Source organism: Pseudomonas sp. BS3767, assembly GCF_900099665.1.
GTDB lineage: Bacteria > Pseudomonadota > Gammaproteobacteria > Pseudomonadales > Pseudomonadaceae > Aquipseudomonas > Aquipseudomonas cerasi.
The window spans coordinates 195,753-214,045 of sequence record NZ_FNCX01000008.1 but is presented as its reverse complement, the minus strand read 5'-3'; the positions used below and the strand labels follow the sequence as shown (position 1 = coordinate 214,045).

17 protein-coding genes are annotated in these 18,293 nt (G+C 59.8%); 12 read left to right on the top strand and 5 right to left on the bottom strand.

Translation table 11 applies throughout. The features are described 5' to 3' along the window. Positions 1-217 precede the first annotated feature (217 nt). Positions 218-721: a GNAT family N-acetyltransferase gene (locus tag BLR16_RS21595; RefSeq protein WP_003372382.1), complete on the bottom strand. Its 504-nt coding sequence runs from the start codon at positions 719-721 to the stop codon at positions 218-220. 140 nt (positions 722-861) lie between these two features. Between BLR16_RS21595 and BLR16_RS21590 the strand changes: the two genes are divergently transcribed. Then, on the top strand, positions 862-1,992 hold the full coding sequence (locus BLR16_RS21590) for a Fic family protein (RefSeq protein ID WP_003372383.1): 1,131 nt from the start codon (positions 862-864) through the stop codon (positions 1,990-1,992). On the opposite strand, the gene BLR16_RS28965 is transcribed toward BLR16_RS21590, so the two are convergent. Continuing rightward, complete coding sequence (locus BLR16_RS28965) at positions 1,903-2,229, bottom strand: hypothetical protein (protein WP_226439800.1); 327 nt, start codon at positions 2,227-2,229, stop codon at positions 1,903-1,905. The two genes, BLR16_RS21590 and BLR16_RS28965, sit on opposite strands and share 90 nt — an antisense overlap. 255 nt (positions 2,230-2,484) lie before the next feature. Here BLR16_RS28965 and BLR16_RS21575 point away from each other — a divergent pair, with 255 nt between their 5' ends. The 11 genes from BLR16_RS21575 to BLR16_RS21525 all read left to right on the top strand — a co-directional run bounded on the left by BLR16_RS21575 (position 2,485) and on the right by BLR16_RS21525 (position 14,383). Continuing rightward, complete coding sequence (locus BLR16_RS21575; RefSeq protein WP_032609321.1) at positions 2,485-3,570, top strand: FUSC family protein; 1,086 nt, start codon at positions 2,485-2,487, stop codon at positions 3,568-3,570. Positions 3,571-3,580: 10 nt separating this feature from the next. Further along, positions 3,581-4,042, top strand: a complete 462-nt coding sequence (locus tag BLR16_RS21570; protein ID WP_002555556.1) for an Lrp/AsnC family transcriptional regulator — start codon at positions 3,581-3,583, stop codon at positions 4,040-4,042. 151 nt (positions 4,043-4,193) lie between these two features. Beyond that, positions 4,194-5,873: a flavin monoamine oxidase family protein gene (locus tag BLR16_RS21565; protein WP_003341224.1), complete on the top strand. Its 1,680-nt coding sequence runs from the start codon at positions 4,194-4,196 to the stop codon at positions 5,871-5,873. 15 nt (positions 5,874-5,888) lie between these two features. Continuing rightward, positions 5,889-6,683, top strand: a complete 795-nt coding sequence (locus tag BLR16_RS21560; protein WP_074807335.1) for a carbon-nitrogen hydrolase family protein — start codon at positions 5,889-5,891, stop codon at positions 6,681-6,683. A gap of 205 nt (positions 6,684-6,888) precedes the next feature. Further along, on the top strand, positions 6,889-9,177 hold the full coding sequence (gene pqqF, locus BLR16_RS21555; protein ID WP_074807332.1) for a pyrroloquinoline quinone biosynthesis protein PqqF: 2,289 nt from the start codon (positions 6,889-6,891) through the stop codon (positions 9,175-9,177). Between the two features lie 135 nt (positions 9,178-9,312). Then, a complete protein-coding gene (pqqA, locus tag BLR16_RS21550) occupies positions 9,313-9,387 on the top strand; it encodes a pyrroloquinoline quinone precursor peptide PqqA (protein ID WP_003422658.1) in 75 nt (24 codons plus the stop codon). Between the two features lie 88 nt (positions 9,388-9,475). Beyond that, the gene (gene pqqB / locus BLR16_RS21545) at positions 9,476-10,387 is read left to right on the top strand and encodes a pyrroloquinoline quinone biosynthesis protein PqqB (RefSeq protein ID WP_058416069.1); all 912 of its coding nucleotides are present in this window, start codon (positions 9,476-9,478) and stop codon (positions 10,385-10,387) included. Between the two features lie 8 nt (positions 10,388-10,395). Then, entirely contained in the window at positions 10,396-11,151 is a 756-nt protein-coding gene (gene pqqC, locus BLR16_RS21540; RefSeq protein ID WP_003372394.1) for a pyrroloquinoline-quinone synthase PqqC, read from the top strand. Continuing rightward, a complete protein-coding gene (gene pqqD, locus BLR16_RS21535; protein ID WP_002555562.1) occupies positions 11,148-11,432 on the top strand; it encodes a pyrroloquinoline quinone biosynthesis peptide chaperone PqqD in 285 nt (94 codons plus the stop codon). The genes pqqC and pqqD overlap by 4 nt, the downstream gene beginning before the upstream one ends. Beyond that, entirely contained in the window at positions 11,425-12,594 is a 1,170-nt protein-coding gene (gene pqqE / locus BLR16_RS21530; protein WP_003372397.1) for a pyrroloquinoline quinone biosynthesis protein PqqE, read from the top strand. The genes pqqD and pqqE overlap by 8 nt, the downstream gene beginning before the upstream one ends. Then, positions 12,557-14,383 (top strand): S9 family peptidase, encoded by a 1,827-nt coding sequence (locus BLR16_RS21525; protein ID WP_003432614.1) that lies wholly within the window; start codon positions 12,557-12,559, stop codon positions 14,381-14,383. The genes pqqE and BLR16_RS21525 overlap by 38 nt, the downstream gene beginning before the upstream one ends. Positions 14,384-14,438: 55 nt before the next feature. Here BLR16_RS21525 and BLR16_RS21520 read toward each other — a convergent pair whose 3' ends face one another. The 3 genes from BLR16_RS21520 to BLR16_RS21510 all read right to left on the bottom strand — a co-directional run bounded on the left by BLR16_RS21520 (position 14,439) and on the right by BLR16_RS21510 (position 18,250). Beyond that, positions 14,439-14,600: a YqaE/Pmp3 family membrane protein gene (locus BLR16_RS21520; protein WP_002555565.1), complete on the bottom strand. Its 162-nt coding sequence runs from the start codon at positions 14,598-14,600 to the stop codon at positions 14,439-14,441. A 403-nt stretch (positions 14,601-15,003) separates the two neighbouring features. Then, entirely contained in the window at positions 15,004-16,782 is a 1,779-nt protein-coding gene (locus BLR16_RS21515; RefSeq protein WP_024662885.1) for an acyl-CoA dehydrogenase C-terminal domain-containing protein, read from the bottom strand. A gap of 169 nt (positions 16,783-16,951) precedes the next feature. Continuing rightward, the gene (locus tag BLR16_RS21510) at positions 16,952-18,250 is read right to left on the bottom strand and encodes a GGDEF domain-containing protein (RefSeq protein WP_044309144.1); all 1,299 of its coding nucleotides are present in this window, start codon (positions 18,248-18,250) and stop codon (positions 16,952-16,954) included. Between the last annotated feature and the right edge of the window lie 43 nt (positions 18,251-18,293).

The window sequence follows — 18,293 nt, the reverse complement described above, 5'->3', positions numbered from 1 at the left end:
GAGATTTTCTGGTTATGAGCCGGTCCGTCAGCGATTGGCGCGAATTCTGTGGTCGTTGCGTGTCCGGAATATGTCCGTTTTGATACATTTTGGCTGGAGCACTGCAGCTCTCACCGAGGCAAGAGAACAGGCTGGCAAGGCGAATATGGCAAAGGCTGGCTGTACGAATCTTGAACAACAAAACGAAGGTGGCGGATTGCCCACATTGCTGTGCGGGTTACAGCAGACGCCACAAGGTCTCGCGTGTCGCGGGGTTGAAAGACTGCGCCTGACGGTCCATGACGCCTCTCAGTCCATCGCCAATACGTTCTGCCGGCATCGGGTGGAAGCCATGTTGCCGAAACCATGGACCGTTCCAGCGCGGCTCGCGAAATGTCGTCAGGCTTATCGCGTGCAGTTGGCAAACCTGCGCGTACGCCTCGACAGACGCCAGCAGGCTTTTTCCGACACCCTTGCCGGATGCACCAGGCTCGACCGAGATGTTGTCCAGGTACAGGAAATCATCCAGCAAGCGCATGGCTGCAAAACCGATGACGTCACCGCTGCGCCTGTTGGCAGCCACCACCACCCGGCAGGCTTCGAACCTGTCTGCGCCCAGCGGAGGGTTTTCGGCGACATGCGCCAGGGAAGGAATGCTTTTGTACCGGTGACGCGCCCGCGCCGACAGGCGTTGTAACGATTCCAGGTCGCTGTGTTGCGACACACGCAGATCAAATTCCATCCGCTTTTCCTCCCTGACTGCCTGACATCGAAACCAGACGCCGATGAGCACGTCTGGACGGTGAGCCGAATAATCACCACAATCGGCTCATCTCATGAGCCGATTAACTTTTTATTCGGCTCACTGCATAGGCGGATACGATGTCCGAACATCTCTGGATCTGGCAACAGCCGAACTGGCCCCGCTTTCATTGGCGCGAAGAACGCCTTGCACCGTTGATACGAGCGTGCGCCAAGGCTCAAGGTCGCTTGCTGGGTATGAGCGGTGCAGTGGGTGGCGATGCGCAAATGTGCGAGGGCTTGAATGCCCTGCTGCAGAATATCGTCACTTCGTCCGCCATCGAAGGCGAGCGACTGAATGCAGATTCTGTCAGGTCGTCGCTGGCACGCCGCTTGGGGATCGCCGATAACGGCAAGCATAGCCCTCGCAGCGAGGGGTTGGCCGAGCTGATGCTGGACGCTACACGTGGTCATGATCAGCCACTTGACTTGCAACGTCTGTGTACCTGGCATCGCTGGCTGTTCCCGGAAGAGGACAGCTTTGTGTCTGCTCGCATCCTGGTTGGTCAATTGCGTAGCGACGAACCTATGCAAGTGGTCTCAGGGAGGCTTGATCGACCCATCGTGCATTTTGAAGCGCCACCGCGGGCTGGACTTGAGCAACAGCTGGAAGATTTTCTCGACTGGTTTGCCGGCAGTCAAAGTGATCCGACGCTCGATCCATTCGTGCGGGCAGGTATCGCGCATTTCTGGTTTGTAACCCTGCATCCGTTTGACGACGGCAATGGTCGCCTGACTCGGGCCATTACAGACCTGGCGCTGACTCAGGGCGATCAGCAAGCCATACGACTGTTTGCCATGTCCGCCAGCATCCTTGCTGACCGCGCCGGCTATTACCACGTTCTGGAGACCAGTCAGAAAAGCACGACCGATATCACCGAGTGGCTGGAATGGTTCCTGCGCACATTGTTGAAAAGCATTGAAAACGCCTTGGTTCATATAGAACGAGTACTGGGAAAAACGCGATTTTGGCAATTACATCGCGACAACGACCTGAACGCCGAACAGGTCAAGGTGCTGAATCGACTGCTGGATGGCGGCGAGCGTGGCTTTGAAAACGGTCTGAGCGCAGCGCAGTATCAGGCAGTGGCGAAGGTCTCGAAGGCCACCGCTACCCGCCACTTAAGTGATCTGCTTGCCAAAAACTGCCTGGTTCGCCTGCCCGGTGGAGGCCGCAGCACTCGTTACCAGATCAATCGGCCCTTGCCGTAGAACCCTACACAGCAGAAGGAGTTGCCAGCGCTTCAGACGTGCGCCACTGGTCGCATCGACTGCAGCATCCAGTTCCGCACCGGACAGGAACTGGCTGTAGTAATCATGCAGTTCGGCTTCCCAACCGGCCACCTCGTCCAGCGCCGCCTCGGCTTGTTCCTTGCTCAAGGCAAAGTGAGCGTGCTGACTGAGCAGATTGCCTCGGTTGAGCCGCGACCCTTCGATGCCGACGGACATGGGAAGTGTGGACCTGAAAATAACAGCTCACGAAAGAACACATTAATCCTCATAAAGCCTCACTAAGTGACACCTTAACTACTCATAAAAATCGTGACTACTGCCCTCAGCGCGTCATTCCTACACCTAGAATGCGCAATGCCACGTCACTGATCATCGACATACCCCACCCATCCCCCACCAAAATGTGGCTTACTGAAGCCTGCCATCATCCAATCAGGGAATCTCTTCCCTACCCTCGCGGTCTCTTAACGCATGACGAATTCGCGCTCTGCTTTCATACCCTCCTGGCTTCGCCCTGTTCTGCGTCCTTTGCTGGACCCGTATCGCCGTTATCGGCATGCGCGGCTGATCCACGCGGCGCGGATTGCGGTGGGCTTGCTGGTGACTATCCTGCTGACCACCGGCCTCAACCTGCCTCACGGTGAGTGGGCATCGGTGACCATGCTGATCGTGATCGGCGGTTTGCAGCATCACGGCAATATCGGCAAAAAGTCGGTCGAACGGGCCTACGGAACCTTGATCGGTGCCGGTCTCGGTCTGATCGTGGTGGTCCAGCAGGGCTATCTGGAAATGCCGTTGCTGACCTACGCAATGATGTCGGTGATGTGCGGTTTCTTCGCCTATCACGCCATCGGCAAAGGGGGTTACACCGCGCTGCTGTCGGCGATCACGCTGTTCATCGTCGCCGGTCATGGTTACAACCCGATCAGTGACGGGCTGTGGCGTACCGTCGATATTCTGATTGGTATCGCGCTGGCCCTGGCGTTCTCCTTCGCCCTGCCGCTGTATGCGGTGTTTTCCTGGCGCTACAACCTGGCCAGTGGTTTGCGTGACTGCGCCAAGGTTTACGGACGCATTGTGCAAGGCCAGCCAGTGACGGCGGATGAGCATTTGAAACTGACCGCCAGGCTCAACGGCACGATGCTGCAATTGCGCTCGCTGCTGCCGTCGGTGTCCAAGGAAGTGAAGATGTCCATGGTCGAACTGGACGCCATTCAGGGCCACTTCCGCATGTGCCTGAGCACCCTGGAGATTCTCGCCAATATTCGCCCGGCGAACCTGAATCAGCTTGCCGACGAGACGCTCAAGGCATCGCTGGACGCTGACTACCGCCAGATTCGCCGGCAATTGATCGGCATGGCGCGCGCCCTGCAAACCGGTGCCACCGAGCGTCTGGAACGCACGACCGAAACACCGGAGACGCCGGAAACACCACCAGTGAAAGCCGTCATTCCTACCGAGCTGAAGGGCTACCACTTGATGACCCAGCAGTTAGCGCTCAACCTCGACGGCCTGCAGGCACGTCTGGCCAAGACCGCCAAACGGTGGAAGTTTTAAGGAACCGCCCGTGCCCGATACCCGCCCGCCTGTGCTGGATGAAATCGATCGCCAGCTGATTGCCGCGCTGCAAATCAATGCGCGCGAAAGCGTCGCCATGCTCGCCCGGCAACTGGGCATCGCGCGTACCACCGTGACCTCGCGGCTGGCGCGCCTGGAAAGCAGCAAAGTGATTACCGGTTACGGCGTGCGCCTTGGCCAGCGCGTGGTCAGTGGCGGGTTGCAGGCGTATGTCGGCATTACCGTGCAACCTCGCTCGGGCAAGGAAGTGTTGCGGCGGCTGAGTGCCATGGCGCAGGTTCAGCAACTCTGTGCGGTGAGTGGCGAGTTCGATTATGTCGCCTGGCTGCGCACGGACTCTCCCGAGCAACTGGACCAGCTACTGGACCTGATCGGCAGCGTAGATGGTGTCGAGAAGACCACGACATCGATCATCCTCAGCAGCAAGATCGACCGCGGCCAGCCGGTGTAACTGCACGCTTCTATCAAGCAGTGATACAAACTGACCAGCAAATTCGTCACTTAGCCCAAACAAACAGCATATCGACGACACTTTGCGTCTTATTAACGTGTCCGCCCTTCTCTAGACTGTTGTTTTTCGCCGTTGCCCATCAAGGTCCGTCATGAAGAACAACCGTCACCCCGCCAACGGCAAAAAGCCGATCACCATGTTCGGCCCCGACTTCCCCTTCGCCTTCGATGACTGGATTGAGCACCCGAAAGGTCTGGGCAGCATTCCGGTGGAGAACCACGGTGCTGAAGTGGCAATTATCGGTGCCGGGATAGCCGGTCTGGTGGCGGCCTACGAATTGATGAAGATGGGCCTCAAACCGGTGGTGTACGAAGCCTCGAAAATGGGTGGCCGCCTGCGCTCGCAGGAGTTCGAAGGCGCCAAAGGCATCGTGGCCGAACTGGGCGGCATGCGCTTTCCGGTGTCCTCGACAGCGTTCTTCCATTACGTCGACAAGCTGGGCCTTGAGTCCAGGCCGTTCCCCAACCCGCTGACCGCGGCGTCCGGCAGCACCGTTATCGACCTGGAAGGCACCACCTACTACGCACAAATGCTCTCGGACCTGCCGGCACTGTTTCAGGAAGTCGCCGACGCCTGGGCCGATGCACTGGAAAGCGGCTCGCAATTCGGTGACATCCAGCAGGCGATCCGTGACCGCGATGTACCGCGTCTCAAAGAGCTGTGGAACAAGCTGGTGCCGTTATGGGACGACCGCACGTTCTATGACTTTGTCGCGACCTCCAAGGCCTTCGCCAAGCTGTCGTTCTTTCACCGCGAAGTGTTTGGCCAGGTGGGCTTCGGCACTGGCGGCTGGGATTCGGACTTCCCCAACTCGATGCTGGAAATCTTCCGTGTGGTGATGACCAACTGCGATGAGCACCAGCATCTGATCGTCGGCGGCGTGCAGCAAGTGCCGGTCGGCTTGTGGAGCCACGTCCCCGAGCATTGCGCGCACTGGCCCAAGGGCACCAGCCTGTCGTCGTTGCACCGCGGCGCACCACGTCCCGGTGTGAAGCGCATCGCACGCGCCGAGGATGGCAGTTTTGCGGTGACCGATAATTGGGGCGACACCCGGCAATACGCTGCCGTGCTGACGACCTGCCAGAGCTGGCTGCTGACCACGCAGATCGAGTGCGAAGAGTCGCTGTTCTCGCAGAAAATGTGGATGGCCCTGGACCGCACCCGCTACATGCAGTCGTCAAAGACGTTCGTGATGGTCGACCGCCCGTTCTGGAAGGACAAGGACCCGGAAACCGGCCGCGACCTGATGAGCATGACCCTCACCGACCGGCTGACCCGTGGCACTTACCTGTTCGATAACGGCGACGACAAGCCCGGCGTGATCTGCCTGTCCTACTCATGGATGAGCGATGCACTGAAGATGCTCCCGCAGCCCATCGAGAAGCGGGTGAAGCTGGCGCTGGATGCCTTGAAGAAGATCTACCCGAAAGTGGACATCGCAGCGCGGATCATCGGTGATCCGATTACCGTGTCATGGGAAGCCGATCCGCACTTCCTGGGTGCCTTCAAGGGTGCGCTGCCGGGCCATTACCGCTATAACCAGCGCATGTACGCGCACTTCATGCAGCAGGACATGCCCAGCGAACAGCGCGGCATGTTCATCGCCGGCGACGATGTGTCCTGGACACCGGCATGGGTCGAAGGCGCTGTGCAGACTTCGCTGAATGCTGTGTGGGGCATCATGAACCACTTTGGCGGCAAAACTCACGCCGAGAACCCCGGCCCCGGTGATGTGTTCCACGAAATCGGCCCGATTGCACTGGGCGACTGACAGAAGGAAACCCCCATGCGCGTTGCGCTGTATCAATGCCCGCCATTGCCGCTGGATGTCAGCGGCAACCTGACTCGCCTGGAACAGCAGGCTCAGGCCGCCGCCGAACAAGGGGCACAGGTGCTGATCTGTCCGGAAATGTTCCTCAGCGGCTACAACATCGGCGCCCAGGCTGTCGGTGAACTGGCACAGGCGCAGGACGGTCCGGCAGCGACGCGCATTGCCGCTATCGCACAGGCTAGTGGCATTGCGATCCTCTACGGCTATCCGGAGCGCGCCGCCGATGGGCAGATCTACAACGCTGTGCAGTTGATCGACAGCCAGGGCAAACGCCTGTGCAACTATCGCAAGACGCACCTGTTCAGCGAGCTCGACAGGTCGATGTTCGCTGCAGGCGACGATCATTACCCGGTGGTCGAATTGAATGGCTGGCGCCTGGGCCTGTTGATTTGCTACGACGTGGAATTCCCCGAAAACACTCGTCGGCTGGCCTTGGCGGGGGCCGAGTTGATTCTGGTCCCGACCGCAAACATGCTGCCTTACGATTTCGTCTGCGACGTGACCGTCCGGGCGCGGGCTTTCGAGAATCACTGCTACGTGGTGTACGCCAACTACTGCGGCAGCGAGGGCGCGATTCGTTACTGCGGGCTTAGCAGCCTCTGCGCGCCGGACGGCAGCCGCCCGTTGCTGGCGGGTCAGGACGAAGCACTGCTGGTCGGCACGCTGGACAAGTCACTGCTGGCCCAGGCCAGAACCGCGAACGACTACTTCGTGGATCGCCGCCCGGCGCTTTATACGTCGCTGACTTGATCCTGAAGAGGCCGGTACAGCCTCTGGAAATAGCCCGTTTGCTCATCGTCATTCTCGTTGCCTATCGTGCCAATGCTCTGCGTTGGCATGCCGTTCTGGACGCTCTGCGTCCTCTATTTCGCAGCTTTGAGCAGCAGGCTCGCGAACGGGTCTGTTAATCCGCTAGCATGACGCCTCGCCTCGCACAGCTTTCCGGACGCCCCTCATGCCTGCCGCACACGCCGCCGACACTCAACGCCTCACGCTGGCCAACGGCTTGAATGTGGTGCTGTGTCACGAGCCACGGCTCAAGCGCTGTGCGGCCTCATTGCGCGTGGCAGCCGGCAGTCACGATGCGCCACAAGCGTGGCCGGGGCTGGCGCATTTTCTGGAGCATCTGTTTTTCCTCGGCACCGAACGCTTCCCGGCCGGGGATAACCTGATGACCTTCGTGCAGCGTCATGGCGGGCAGGTCAATGCCAGTACCCGTGAGCGCACCACTGACTTCTTCTTCGAATTGCCGCAAGCGGCCTTCGCCCAAGGGCTGGAGCGGCTATGCGACATGCTTGCCCGGCCGCGCATGGACACCGCAGATCAATTACGCGAACGCGAAGTGCTGCATGCCGAATTCATCGCCTGGCGCGGCGATAGCGCATCCGGCGATCAGGCGCGCCTGCTGGCAGCGATCAACCCACAGCATCCACTGCGTGGCTTTCACGCCGGCAATCGCTACAGCCTGTCAGTGCCCAACCCGGCTTTTCAGCAAGCGTTGAAAGACTTTTATCGAGGCTTCTATCAGGCCGGGCAGATGACCCTGTGCCTGAGTGGCCCGCTGCCGGTGGCTGAACTGCAGGCGCTGGCGATAAACCACGGCGCGGTTTTCGCCACCGGAATGAAGGTCACACAGCGCCCGCCTCCAGCATTGATGGCCAGCCCTCGACAGGCTGGCGAGCAAAACCATCTGCTGTTTGCCTTCGAGGACTTGCCAGACAAAACTGACGAAGCGGTGGCCTTCTTCTGTCACTGGCTCAATGCCGCGCAGCCTGGCGGACTGGTCGCCGAGCTGGTGCGCAGGGGCCTTTGCACCTCATTGAACGCCGCGCCGCTGTACCAGTTCGATGGGCAGCTTTTGCTGGATATCGAGTTTAAAGGCGATCCGGCGAACGCGACCGCTATCAGTAGCCTGCTTTTCAGCTGGCTCGGTTTTTTCAAAGCTCACTGGCCAACGCAAATCGAGGAATACCACCGCCTCGAACGACGCCGTCTGCAGATGTGCGGAGCATTGGCTCTGGCAAACCATCACTGTCGCGAAACGCCCGCGCAGTTGAGCGAGCAAGGCCAAAAAGCGTTAAGCGCATTACTGGCGAAGCTCACCGCTGATGTGGATAACCTCGTTCCAGAGCCGGTCACTTGGTGCCTGCCAGCGCCAAATCCGTTTCTTCATACGGCAGCGGACGACCCCGCTGAAGCCGCGCTGTACCTGCGCTGGCAACTGCCATCCCCGCAGCCCGCTCTTTGGCGGACGCTCGATACGGCGCTCAAGCCACTGGTCGAAGACGCACGTCAGGCCGGAGTAACCCTGACCTTCACCGCGTACGGTCCGTACTGGCAGCTTCAATTGAACGGTTTGCGCGAACCGATGCCAGCGGTCCTGAAACAAAGCCTGCAGCGCTTGCAACACCCCGATACCCACGCACAGGAAAACGACGAGCCGGTGTTGATCCCGATTCGTCAGTTGCTCAAGCAGCTTGCCGATCACTTCCTGCGCAATGGGTCGGAGGCGAGCATAAGCGACCTGCCAGGCGTATGGGCGGCTTCGCGCTGGAGCAGTTTCACCAGCGGTATTGAACAGGCCAGCCAGTCAATGCTGGACGCGGTGTTGAATGCAGCACCCGGCGTTCAGCGAACTTCCCCACACGATCTGCCAGCCATTCGCGCTGGCAAGCACTGGGCGACGGAAGCATCGTCCTCCCCGGAAGACGCCGTGCTGGTGTTCTGCCCCGCGCCCACGACTTCCATCGAAGATGAAGCGGCCTGGCGTCTGCTCGCGCACCTGGCTCAAGCGCCGTTCTATCAGCGGCTGCGGGTCGAACTGCAATTGGGTTACGCGGTGTTCAGTGGCCTCAGGCAGATCGACGGACGGACCGGTTTGCTGTTCGGCGTGCAATCACCCACCTGCAATGCCCAGCAACTGTTTGCGCACATCGAGGCCTTTATCGGCGGATTGCCGCAGTGGGTCCGCGATGCAGATTTGCCTGAGCAGACCAAAGCCCTTGCAGCGCAGTTCGAGCCGTCGAGCCTGCCGGAACAACAGCGTGCCGACCTGCAGTGGCAGGCACACCTCGCCGGGCACCGGGGTGACCATGCGCAGACCTTGCAGCGCGCTCTGTCAAATCTGGATACACACTCGTTGCTGGCCTCTGCGGATCAATTGATCAACGCCACAGGAGGCTGGCTGATCGTGGCCAATCGCCCTGCCAGCGCGGCCGTTCCGCAATCCTTACCTGAACGGTAACGGTCTTTCATGCAGATTCTAGCCCTGCTGAATTGTGAAAATGAGTAACATAGCTCCCTAAGCATCTGAACGTATGCCTCCAGCGATGCACTAAGATGTAGTCACCCACCGCTGCACTTATCCGAGGAGATTTTTATGTCGTGGACTAAACCTGCTTACACTGATCTGCGTATCGGTTTTGAAGTCACCATGTACTTCGCAAGCCGTTGATTTCAGTGCGCTGTGAAGCCTCGGTTCGCCGGGGCTTTTTTTATGGTTGTGGCTGTTTTTTATTTCAGAGCGTGTCCCAGGAGCTGTCATGTACATCCAGATTCTAGGTTCTGCTGCTGGCGGTGGATTCCCCCAGTGGAACTGCAACTGCGTCAATTGCGCGGGTTTTCGCGACGGCAGCCTGCGTGCCCATGCGCGGACCCAGTCGTCCATTGCGCTGTCCGACGACGGTATCAACTGGGTGCTGTGCAACGCCTCACCTGACATTCGCGCGCAATTGCAGGGCTTTGCGCCTATGCAGCCCGGGCGCGCATTGCGCGACACCGGCATCAGCGCGATCGTGTTGATGGACAGCCAGATCGACCACACCACCGGCCTGCTCAGCCTGCGTGAAGGCTGCCCGCATCAGGTGTGGTGTACCGACATGGTCCATGAGGACCTGAGTACCGGCTTCCCGCTGTTCGAAATGCTCAAGCACTGGAACGGCGGCCTGACCTGGAACCGCATCGAATTACAGGGCAGCTTTGTGATTCCGGCCTGCCCGAACCTGCGCTTCACGCCCTTTCCGCTGCGCAGCGCCGCCCCGCCCTACTCGCCACACCGTTTCGACCCGCACCCGGGCGACAACATCGGCCTGCTGGTCGAAGACACCCGTACAGGCGGCAAGCTGTTCTATGCCCCGGGCCTGGGCAAGGTCGATGACGCACTGGCCGAGAAAATGCGTGACGCCGACTGCCTGCTGGTCGACGGCACAATGTGGGACGACGACGAAATGCAGCGCCGTGGCGTGGGCACGCGTACCGGCCGGGAAATGGGCCATCTGGCACAGAACGGCCCCGGCGGCATGCTGGAAGTCCTCGAAGGCTTTCCCGAGCAGCGCAAGGTGCTTATCCACATCAACAACACCAACCCGATTCTCGACGAAGACTCCCCGGAACGTGCGGAGCTGGTTCGTCGCAACGTCGAAGTGGCCTTCGATGGCATGAGCATCGAGCTTTAGGAGCTGACATGAGCGAATCGACTGCGCTGTCCCCCGCCGAATTCGAACAGGCCTTGCGCGCCAAGGGTGCCTATTACCACATCTATCACCCGTACCATGTGGCGATGTACGAGGGTCGTGCAACCCGCGAGCAGATTCAGGGCTGGGTCGCCAACCGTTTCTACTATCAGGTGAACATTCCGCTCAAGGACGCGGCGATTCTGGCCAACTGCCCGGATCGCGAGATCCGTCGCGAGTGGATTCAGCGCCTGCTCGATCATGACGGTGCGCCCGGCGAAGACGGCGGCATCGAAGCCTGGCTGCGCCTCGGCCAGGCCGTGGGGCTCGACCCGGACCAACTGCGCTCGCAGGAACTGGTGCTGCCAGGCGTGCGTTTTGCCGTCGACGCCTACGTGAACTTCGCCCGCCGCGCCAACTGGCAGGAAGCTGCCAGCAGCTCGCTGACCGAACTGTTCGCACCGCAGATCCATCAGTCGCGCCTGGACAGCTGGCCGCAGCACTACCCGTGGATCGACCCGGCCGGCTACGAGTATTTCCGCACTCGCCTGGGTCAGGCCCGACGCGATGTAGAGCACGGCCTCGCCATCACGTTACAGCACTACACTACGTACGAAGGTCAGCAGCGTATGCTGGAAATCCTGCAGTTCAAACTCGATATCCTGTGGAGCATGCTCGATGCGATGTCCATGGCCTACGAGTTGAACCGCCCGCCGTATCACAGCGTCACAGACCAAAGGGTCTGGCATAAGGGGATTACGCTATGAAGCACGATCCGCAGTTCCGAGCGTTGACACCCAAATGGCATCAAGGCTATCGCTTTCAGTACGAGCCTGCGCAAAAGGCGCATGTGGTGCTTTACCCTGAAGGCATGATCAAACTCAATGACAGCGCGGCCCTGATTGGCGGGCTGATCGATGGCAAGCGCACCATCACCGCCATCATTCATGAGCTTCAGCAGCAGTTCCCCAATGTTCCCGAACTGGGCATGGACGTCGACGAGTTCATGGAAGGCGCCAAAAAGAAAAACTGGATCGATCTTGTCTGACCTGGCCCCCGTCACCAACACCCCGTACATACCGCCCACTCCCGAGGTGGGGCTGCCCCTGTGGCTGCTCGCCGAGCTGACCTATCGCTGCCCGTTGCAGTGCCCGTATTGCTCCAACCCGCTGGATTTTGCCAAACAGGGCCAGGAGCTGAGCACTGAACAGTGGTTCAAGGTCATGCAGGAAGCGCGGGAAATGGGGGCGGCGCAGATCGGTTTTTCCGGCGGCGAGCCGCTGGTGCGCCAGGACCTCGCCGAGCTGATCGCCGAGGCCCGGCGTCTGGGCTTCTACACCAACCTGATCACCTCGGGCATCGGCCTTACCGAAGAAAAGATCATCGCCTTCAAGGAAGCAGGCCTGGACCACATCCAGATCAGCTTTCAGGCCAGCGACGAGCAGGTCAACAACATGCTCGCCGGCTCGAAAAAAGCCTTCGCGCAAAAGCTGGAGATGGCCAAGGCGGTCAAAAAGCACGGCTACCCGATGGTGCTGAATTTTGTCACCCATCGACACAACATCGACCGCATCGACAAGATCATCGAGCTGTGTCTCGCGCTGGAGGCGGATTTCGTCGAACTGGCAACCTGTCAGTTCTATGGCTGGGCGCACCTGAATCGCCTCGGCCTGCTGCCGACCAAGGATCAACTGGTCCGCGCCGAAGCCGTCACCAATGAATACCGCGTCCGGCTGGAGGCAGAGAATCATCCGTGCAAGCTGATTTTCGTCACGCCTGATTATTACGAAGAGCGTCCCAAGGCATGCATGAACGGCTGGGGCAATATCTTCCTGACCGTGACACCGGATGGCACAGCGCTGCCCTGCCACGGCGCACGGCAGATGCCGATCCAGTTCCCCAACGTGCGCGATCACAGCATGCAGCACATCTGGTACGACTCGTTCGGCTTCAATCGCTTCCGCGGTTACGACTGGATGCCCGAGCCTTGCCGTTCGTGTGACGAGAAGGAAAAGGACTTTGGCGGTTGTCGCTGCCAGGCCTTCATGCTGACCGGCGACGCCGCCAATGCCGACCCGGTGTGCAGCAAATCCTATCACCACGGGATCATCACTCAGGCTCGTGACGAGTCCGAAACCGCTACTCAAACCATTGAAGAGCTGGCCTTTCGCAATGACCGAAACTCACGACTCATCGCAAAATCCTCCTGAACGCCTGAGCGCCGCCCAAGCGGTCGCTGCAGGCGTCGACTTCGCCGAACTGGATGTCAGCTCGGCGGGCCTGTTCTGGAACGAATACCGCCCCGAAGACGGCGCCAGCCGTATCTGGCACTGGTACGCCAACAGCAAGCGCTGCCTGACGCCACAAGGCTTCAGCGTGCGCAGTCGGGTGTATGAATACGGTGGTGGCTCGTTCTGCCTCGCCGACGACGCCGTAGTCTTCGTCAACGAGCGCGACCAGCAACTGTATCGACAGGCACTGGATGCCAGCGAGCCGGTGGCGCTGACCGAGGGCGACAAGCGCTACGGCGGCGTGTTCTTCAGCGGCGGCCAGATTCTGGCCGTTGAAGAAGACCACAACACGCATCGACTGGTGGCTATCGAGCTGGCTGACGGCAAGCGCCAGTTGCTGGCCGAAGGCGCTGATTTCTACTCATCGCCGATTGTCAGCGCCGACGGCAGACGCCTGGCCTGGATCGAATGGCAGCGCCCGCATCAGCCGTGGACCAGCACCCGCTTGATGTCTGCGACGAAACAGGACGATGGCAGTTGGGCCACTGCGCAGTGCATCGCAGGCGACGGCGCGCAAGAGTCACTGCAACAACCGCGCTTCGATGCCCACGGGCGGCTGTATTGCCTGACAGATCGTGCAGGTTTCTGGCAGCCGTGGGGCGAATCACCTTCCGGGTTTGCGCCGCTTTCAGCCCGCCCGGCGGATCATGCCTCCGCGCCCTGGCAAATGGGCAGCTGCACCTGGCTGCCGATCAACGATGGTTACCTGGCGAGCTGGTTCGAAGACGGTTCAAGTGTTCTGGGGCTTTGTCAGGCCGACGGCAGCGTCGAGGATTTCAGCGCGGGTTACAGCCGCTTTCGCAGCCTCGCCATTGACGAAGAGTTCGTCTATTGCATCGCGGCCTCAGCCGTAAGCACCTCGGCGGTACTGGCTATTTCTCGCCACGACGGCAGTGCTCAGGTGCTTGCCGGAGGCGGGTCGCCGCTGCCGGCCAACCAGATCAGCCGTCCTCAGACATTGCGTTACCCCAGTGGCGGGGCCGAGGCTCATGGTTACTTCTATCCGGCCATGACCGGCGCGGAGAAACCGCCGCTGGTGGTGTTCATCCATGGCGGCCCGACCTCTGCCTGCTATCCGGTGCTGGACCCACGCATTCAGTACTGGACACACCGCGGCTTCGCCGTGGCAGACCTCAATTATCGCGGCAGCAGCGGCTACGGTCGGGTGTACCGGCAAGGCCTGCACCTCACCTGGGGCGTGGCGGACGTCGAAGATGCCTGTGCAGTCGTGAAACATCTGGCCGAGCGCGGCCTGATTGACGAACGACAGGCGTTTATTCGCGGCGGCAGTGCGGGTGGGTACACCACGCTCTGCGCCTTGGCCTTCCACGATGTATTCCGCGCGGGTGCCAGTCTGTACGGCGTCAGCGATCCGGTGGCACTGGCCAGGGCGACGCATAAATTCGAAGGTGATTATCTGGACTGGCTGATCGGCGATCCCGACAAGGACATCGAGCGCTATCAGGCTCGTACGCCCCTGTTGCACGCAGACAGCATCAGCGTGCCGGTCATCTTCTTTCAGGGCGAGCTGGATGCCGTGGTGGTTCCGGAACAGACCCGGTCCATGCTCAAGGCGTTGCAAGACAACGGAATCAAGACCGAAGCGCACTTCTACGCGGACGAGCACCATGGGTTCCGCAAGGCGAACAACCTGGCAGATGCGCTGGAGAAGGAATGGCGTTTCTATCGGGATGTGCTGGATGCTTGATCGAGCCGTGTGATCGTTCCCGCATCAGGGAACGATCAACGAGTGCGACGAGGTGTTACTTACGCGAGACGATGATGTAGATCGCGTGGATGATGCCCGGGATGTAACCCAGCAGGGTCAGCAGGATATTCAGCCAAAAAGCGCCAGCAAAGCCTACTTGCATGAACACGCCTACCGGGGGCAGCAGGATGGCGAAAATGATACGAATGATGTCCATGGAAAGCTCCTGATTGATTGGCTCTGATTGGCCATACAGCTAATCGACCCTGGCCGGCGGTGAGGGTTCAACCGGCTCTGGCACCGCGCCATTATTCTTTCTCGGGAGAGGATCAGGACAAGCGTTGCACTGCGGGCACAGCATCGTGTGCTGCGAGCGGAAAGAAAACAGAATCGTCAAAACGCAAACAAAGAAAACCCCGCCGAAGCGGGGCTTTCCAGACTGTTTCCCTGATTTCCCTTTCACCCCGCCATCCTGGCAGGCTTCCCTACGTGTCCCTGTTATGTCTTGTTGCGCGTCCTGCGCTACGTCCATGAACAAAGATTAACTTTGGATCCCTTTCTTGGGAAGAGGTCAATTGGCACCACGCAGTGTAAGCAAATGCTTACAAGGCTTTTCCAAGTCAGAATTGTGACGCCTTCAACAGGTATAGCGACTCGCTACCCGCGCGCACCGAGGCATCCAGCGAATGAATACGCGGCAGCAGACGTGCGAAGTAGAAGCGTGCAGTACCCAGCTTGCTTGCGTAGAACTCCTCCTGCTGCTCTTTACCGAGTGCTGCCTTGGCCATCATGGCCCACATGTAGGCATACGCCGTGTATCCGAACAGATGCAGATATTCCACAGAGGCTGCGCCGATTTCATTGGGGTTGTTACGCGAGCGATCCAGCACCCAGCCGGTCAGCTCATCCAGCATGTTCAAGGCTTTGCTCAGCGGCTGAGTAAACTCGCCGAGCGCGTTGTCCGAGCCGCTGATGAACTGGCGGACTTCATCGGAAAACAGCTGATAGAAAGCGCCATTCGAACCGACGATCTTGCGCCCGACCAAGTCCAGCGCCTGAATGCCGTTGGTGCCTTCGTAGATCTGCGTGATACGCACGTCACGCACCAGTTGCTCCTGGCCCCACTCGCGGATGTAACCGTGGCCGCCGAATACCTGCTGACCATGCACGGTGGTTTCCAGACCGATATCACTCAGGAACGCCTTGGAGACAGGCGTCAGCAGCGCTACCAGATCATCGGCACGCTTGCGCGCGGCATCGTCTTCGCTGAACTTGGCAATATCCAGTTGTAGAGCCACGTAGCTGGAAAACGCCCGACCGCCTTCGTTGAAGGCTTTCATGGTCAACAGCATGCGACGCACGTCAGGATGGACGATGATCGGGTCAGCGGCCTTGTCCTTGTTCTGCGCACCGGTCGGGGCGCGGCTCTGCAGACGGTCCTGCGCATACTCGACGGCGGCCTGATAAGAGCGCACGCCAGAGGCCAGGCCCTGGATACCGACGCCGAGGCGCTCGTAGTTCATCATCGTGAACATCGCCGCCAGCCCTTTGTTCGGCTCACCGATCAGGTAACCGGTGGCGGCGTCGAAGTTCATCACACACGTTGCAGACGCCTGGATGCCCATCTTGTGCTCGATCGAGCCACAACTGACGGTGTTGCGCTCGCCGATGCTGCCGTCGTCAGCGACCATGAACTTGGGCACCAGAAACAGCGAGATGCCTTTGGGGCCAGGCGGTGCATCCGGCAACTTGGCCAGCACCAGATGGATGATGTTTTCGGTCAGATCGTGTTCGCCACCGGTAATGAAAATCTTGCTACCGGTGATCTGGTAAGCGCCGTCCGCCTGGGGTTCGGCGCGGGTGCGAATCATGCCCAGATCCGTACCAGCGTGGGCCTCGGTCAGGCACATAGACCCGGCCCAGACGCCCGAATACATATTGGGCAGAAATTTGGTCTTGAGCGCTTCACTGGCGTGGGTGTCTATCGATACGCAGGCGCCGGACGTAAGCATCGCGTACAGACCGAACGCCAGGCTGGCAGAGTTGAGCATCTCTTCGACCTGAGCCGACACCACCTTGGGCATGCCCATGCCGCCAAACTCGGGGTTACCGCCTACACCGACCCAGCCGCCCTCAGCGTAGGTCTTATAGGCCTCGGGGAAACCTGCAGGTGTGGTGACGACGGTGTCCTTCCAGTGGCAGCCCTCCTCGTCACCGTTGCGGCTCAGCGGCGCAATGGTCTTGCTGGTCACTTTACCGGCTTCTTCGAGAATGGCTTCGACCGTTTCAGCGTCGACGGTTTCGGCCAGCTCGGGCAGTTGAGCCCAGAGCTTTGAAACCTCGAAGACTTCATTGAGGACGAAGCGCATATCGCGCAGTGGCGCTTTATAGTCAGCCATGGCAAACCTCGTGAACACGGATCGAAATGCTTTGGGAAGCCGATCGATGCATCCAGCGACGCAGATCAGCAGTCGAGTTCCACGAGTCTAACCGAACAACATTTCAGAGACATAGGGTCGTGTCATGACTGAATAGTCATAACAGGTCACGGGAAGTGTAAGGGCTTGCTCAGGTTGCCGCTTCAGTTGTGCGGACAGCGCCACGTCGGTTCAACTGCCCGTAAGCCACCACACAATTGCGCCCGGCGCCCTTGGCCGCATACAGCGCCTGGTCGGCGCATTTGAGCACCTCTTCGGGCGTGCGATGCTCCGGCTGGCGTTCGGCAACGCCGATACTCACCGTCACCGACACACTGCCTGACTGCGCCCCGCTGCGGCGCTGCCGGCCTTGCTGATCGTCCTGAGGGCGACTGTCCTTGTTGCGCAGCTGAATCTCGTAATTGGCGATGGTCTCGCGGATGGCTTCCAGGTGCGGCATGCACTCATCGATAGTTTTGGCGGCGAACACAATGGCGAACTCTTCGCCACCATAACGATAGGCCTTGCCACCGCCGTTGGTGATTTTCGACAGTTTGCTGGCCACCAGACGCAGCACCTGATCCCCCACATCATGGCCGTGGGTATCGTTGAATTTCTTGAAGTGATCCACGTCGCTCATCGCCAGCACATAGTTGCGACCCAGACGCTGCATGCGCTCATTGAGCGCCCGTCGCCCAGGCAACCCGGTGAGCTCGTCGCGGAAGGCCATCTGATAGGCCTCATGAGCGACAGCAGCGGCAATCATCAGCATCACCTGGCTGCACAGGATGTTCAGCGTGAACGGCAGGATGAAGGTCTTGGGCAACGCCCAGAACAAACCCAGCAGGCCGACAATCTGCGCCGCATGCAGCGGTCGCGGCTTTTCCAGGTATTGCCAGATCAGCACCCCGAATGACACGAGGAACATCGCGTAAGACAACTGGATCAGGCTCATCCATGCGCCATGCAGGACAGGCCAGCGGATGTCGGCCAGCCAGACTTGCAGCTCGACCGGATAACTTTGTTCAAGCCCCACCGCCACGCCGCCCAGCGCTACCAGCACCGCGAGCCGCGCGACCATGTCCTGAAACAGATGCGTTCGCTCCTCCCATGCTGCATACAGCCCGAACAGCAGCGGCAGCAGCAGGCAGACCAGGTGAAAGATCACCGCCGCATCTTCGCGGACCTTGCCGTGGTCACGGTAGTAATCGGTCTGGGTATCGAGCAGGTAGTAGGCGATATACACCGTGAGCATCAGAAACAGCTCGCGCTGACGTCGGTAAACACAGCAGTACGCGCCGCCCAACAACAGAACCAGGGTCGGAAGCACGTTGAACAGCGAGGTGAAGAAGACGTTCAGGTCCTTTACGTACGCAGCCGCAAGCCCCGCCACCAGCAAGCCCAGTGAAGGCAGAAAATGACTCAAGCGTGCAGCTGATGGACGCAACAAAAGGGGTTATCTCCTACCCGGCATCTGGATGACTGGCTGACCT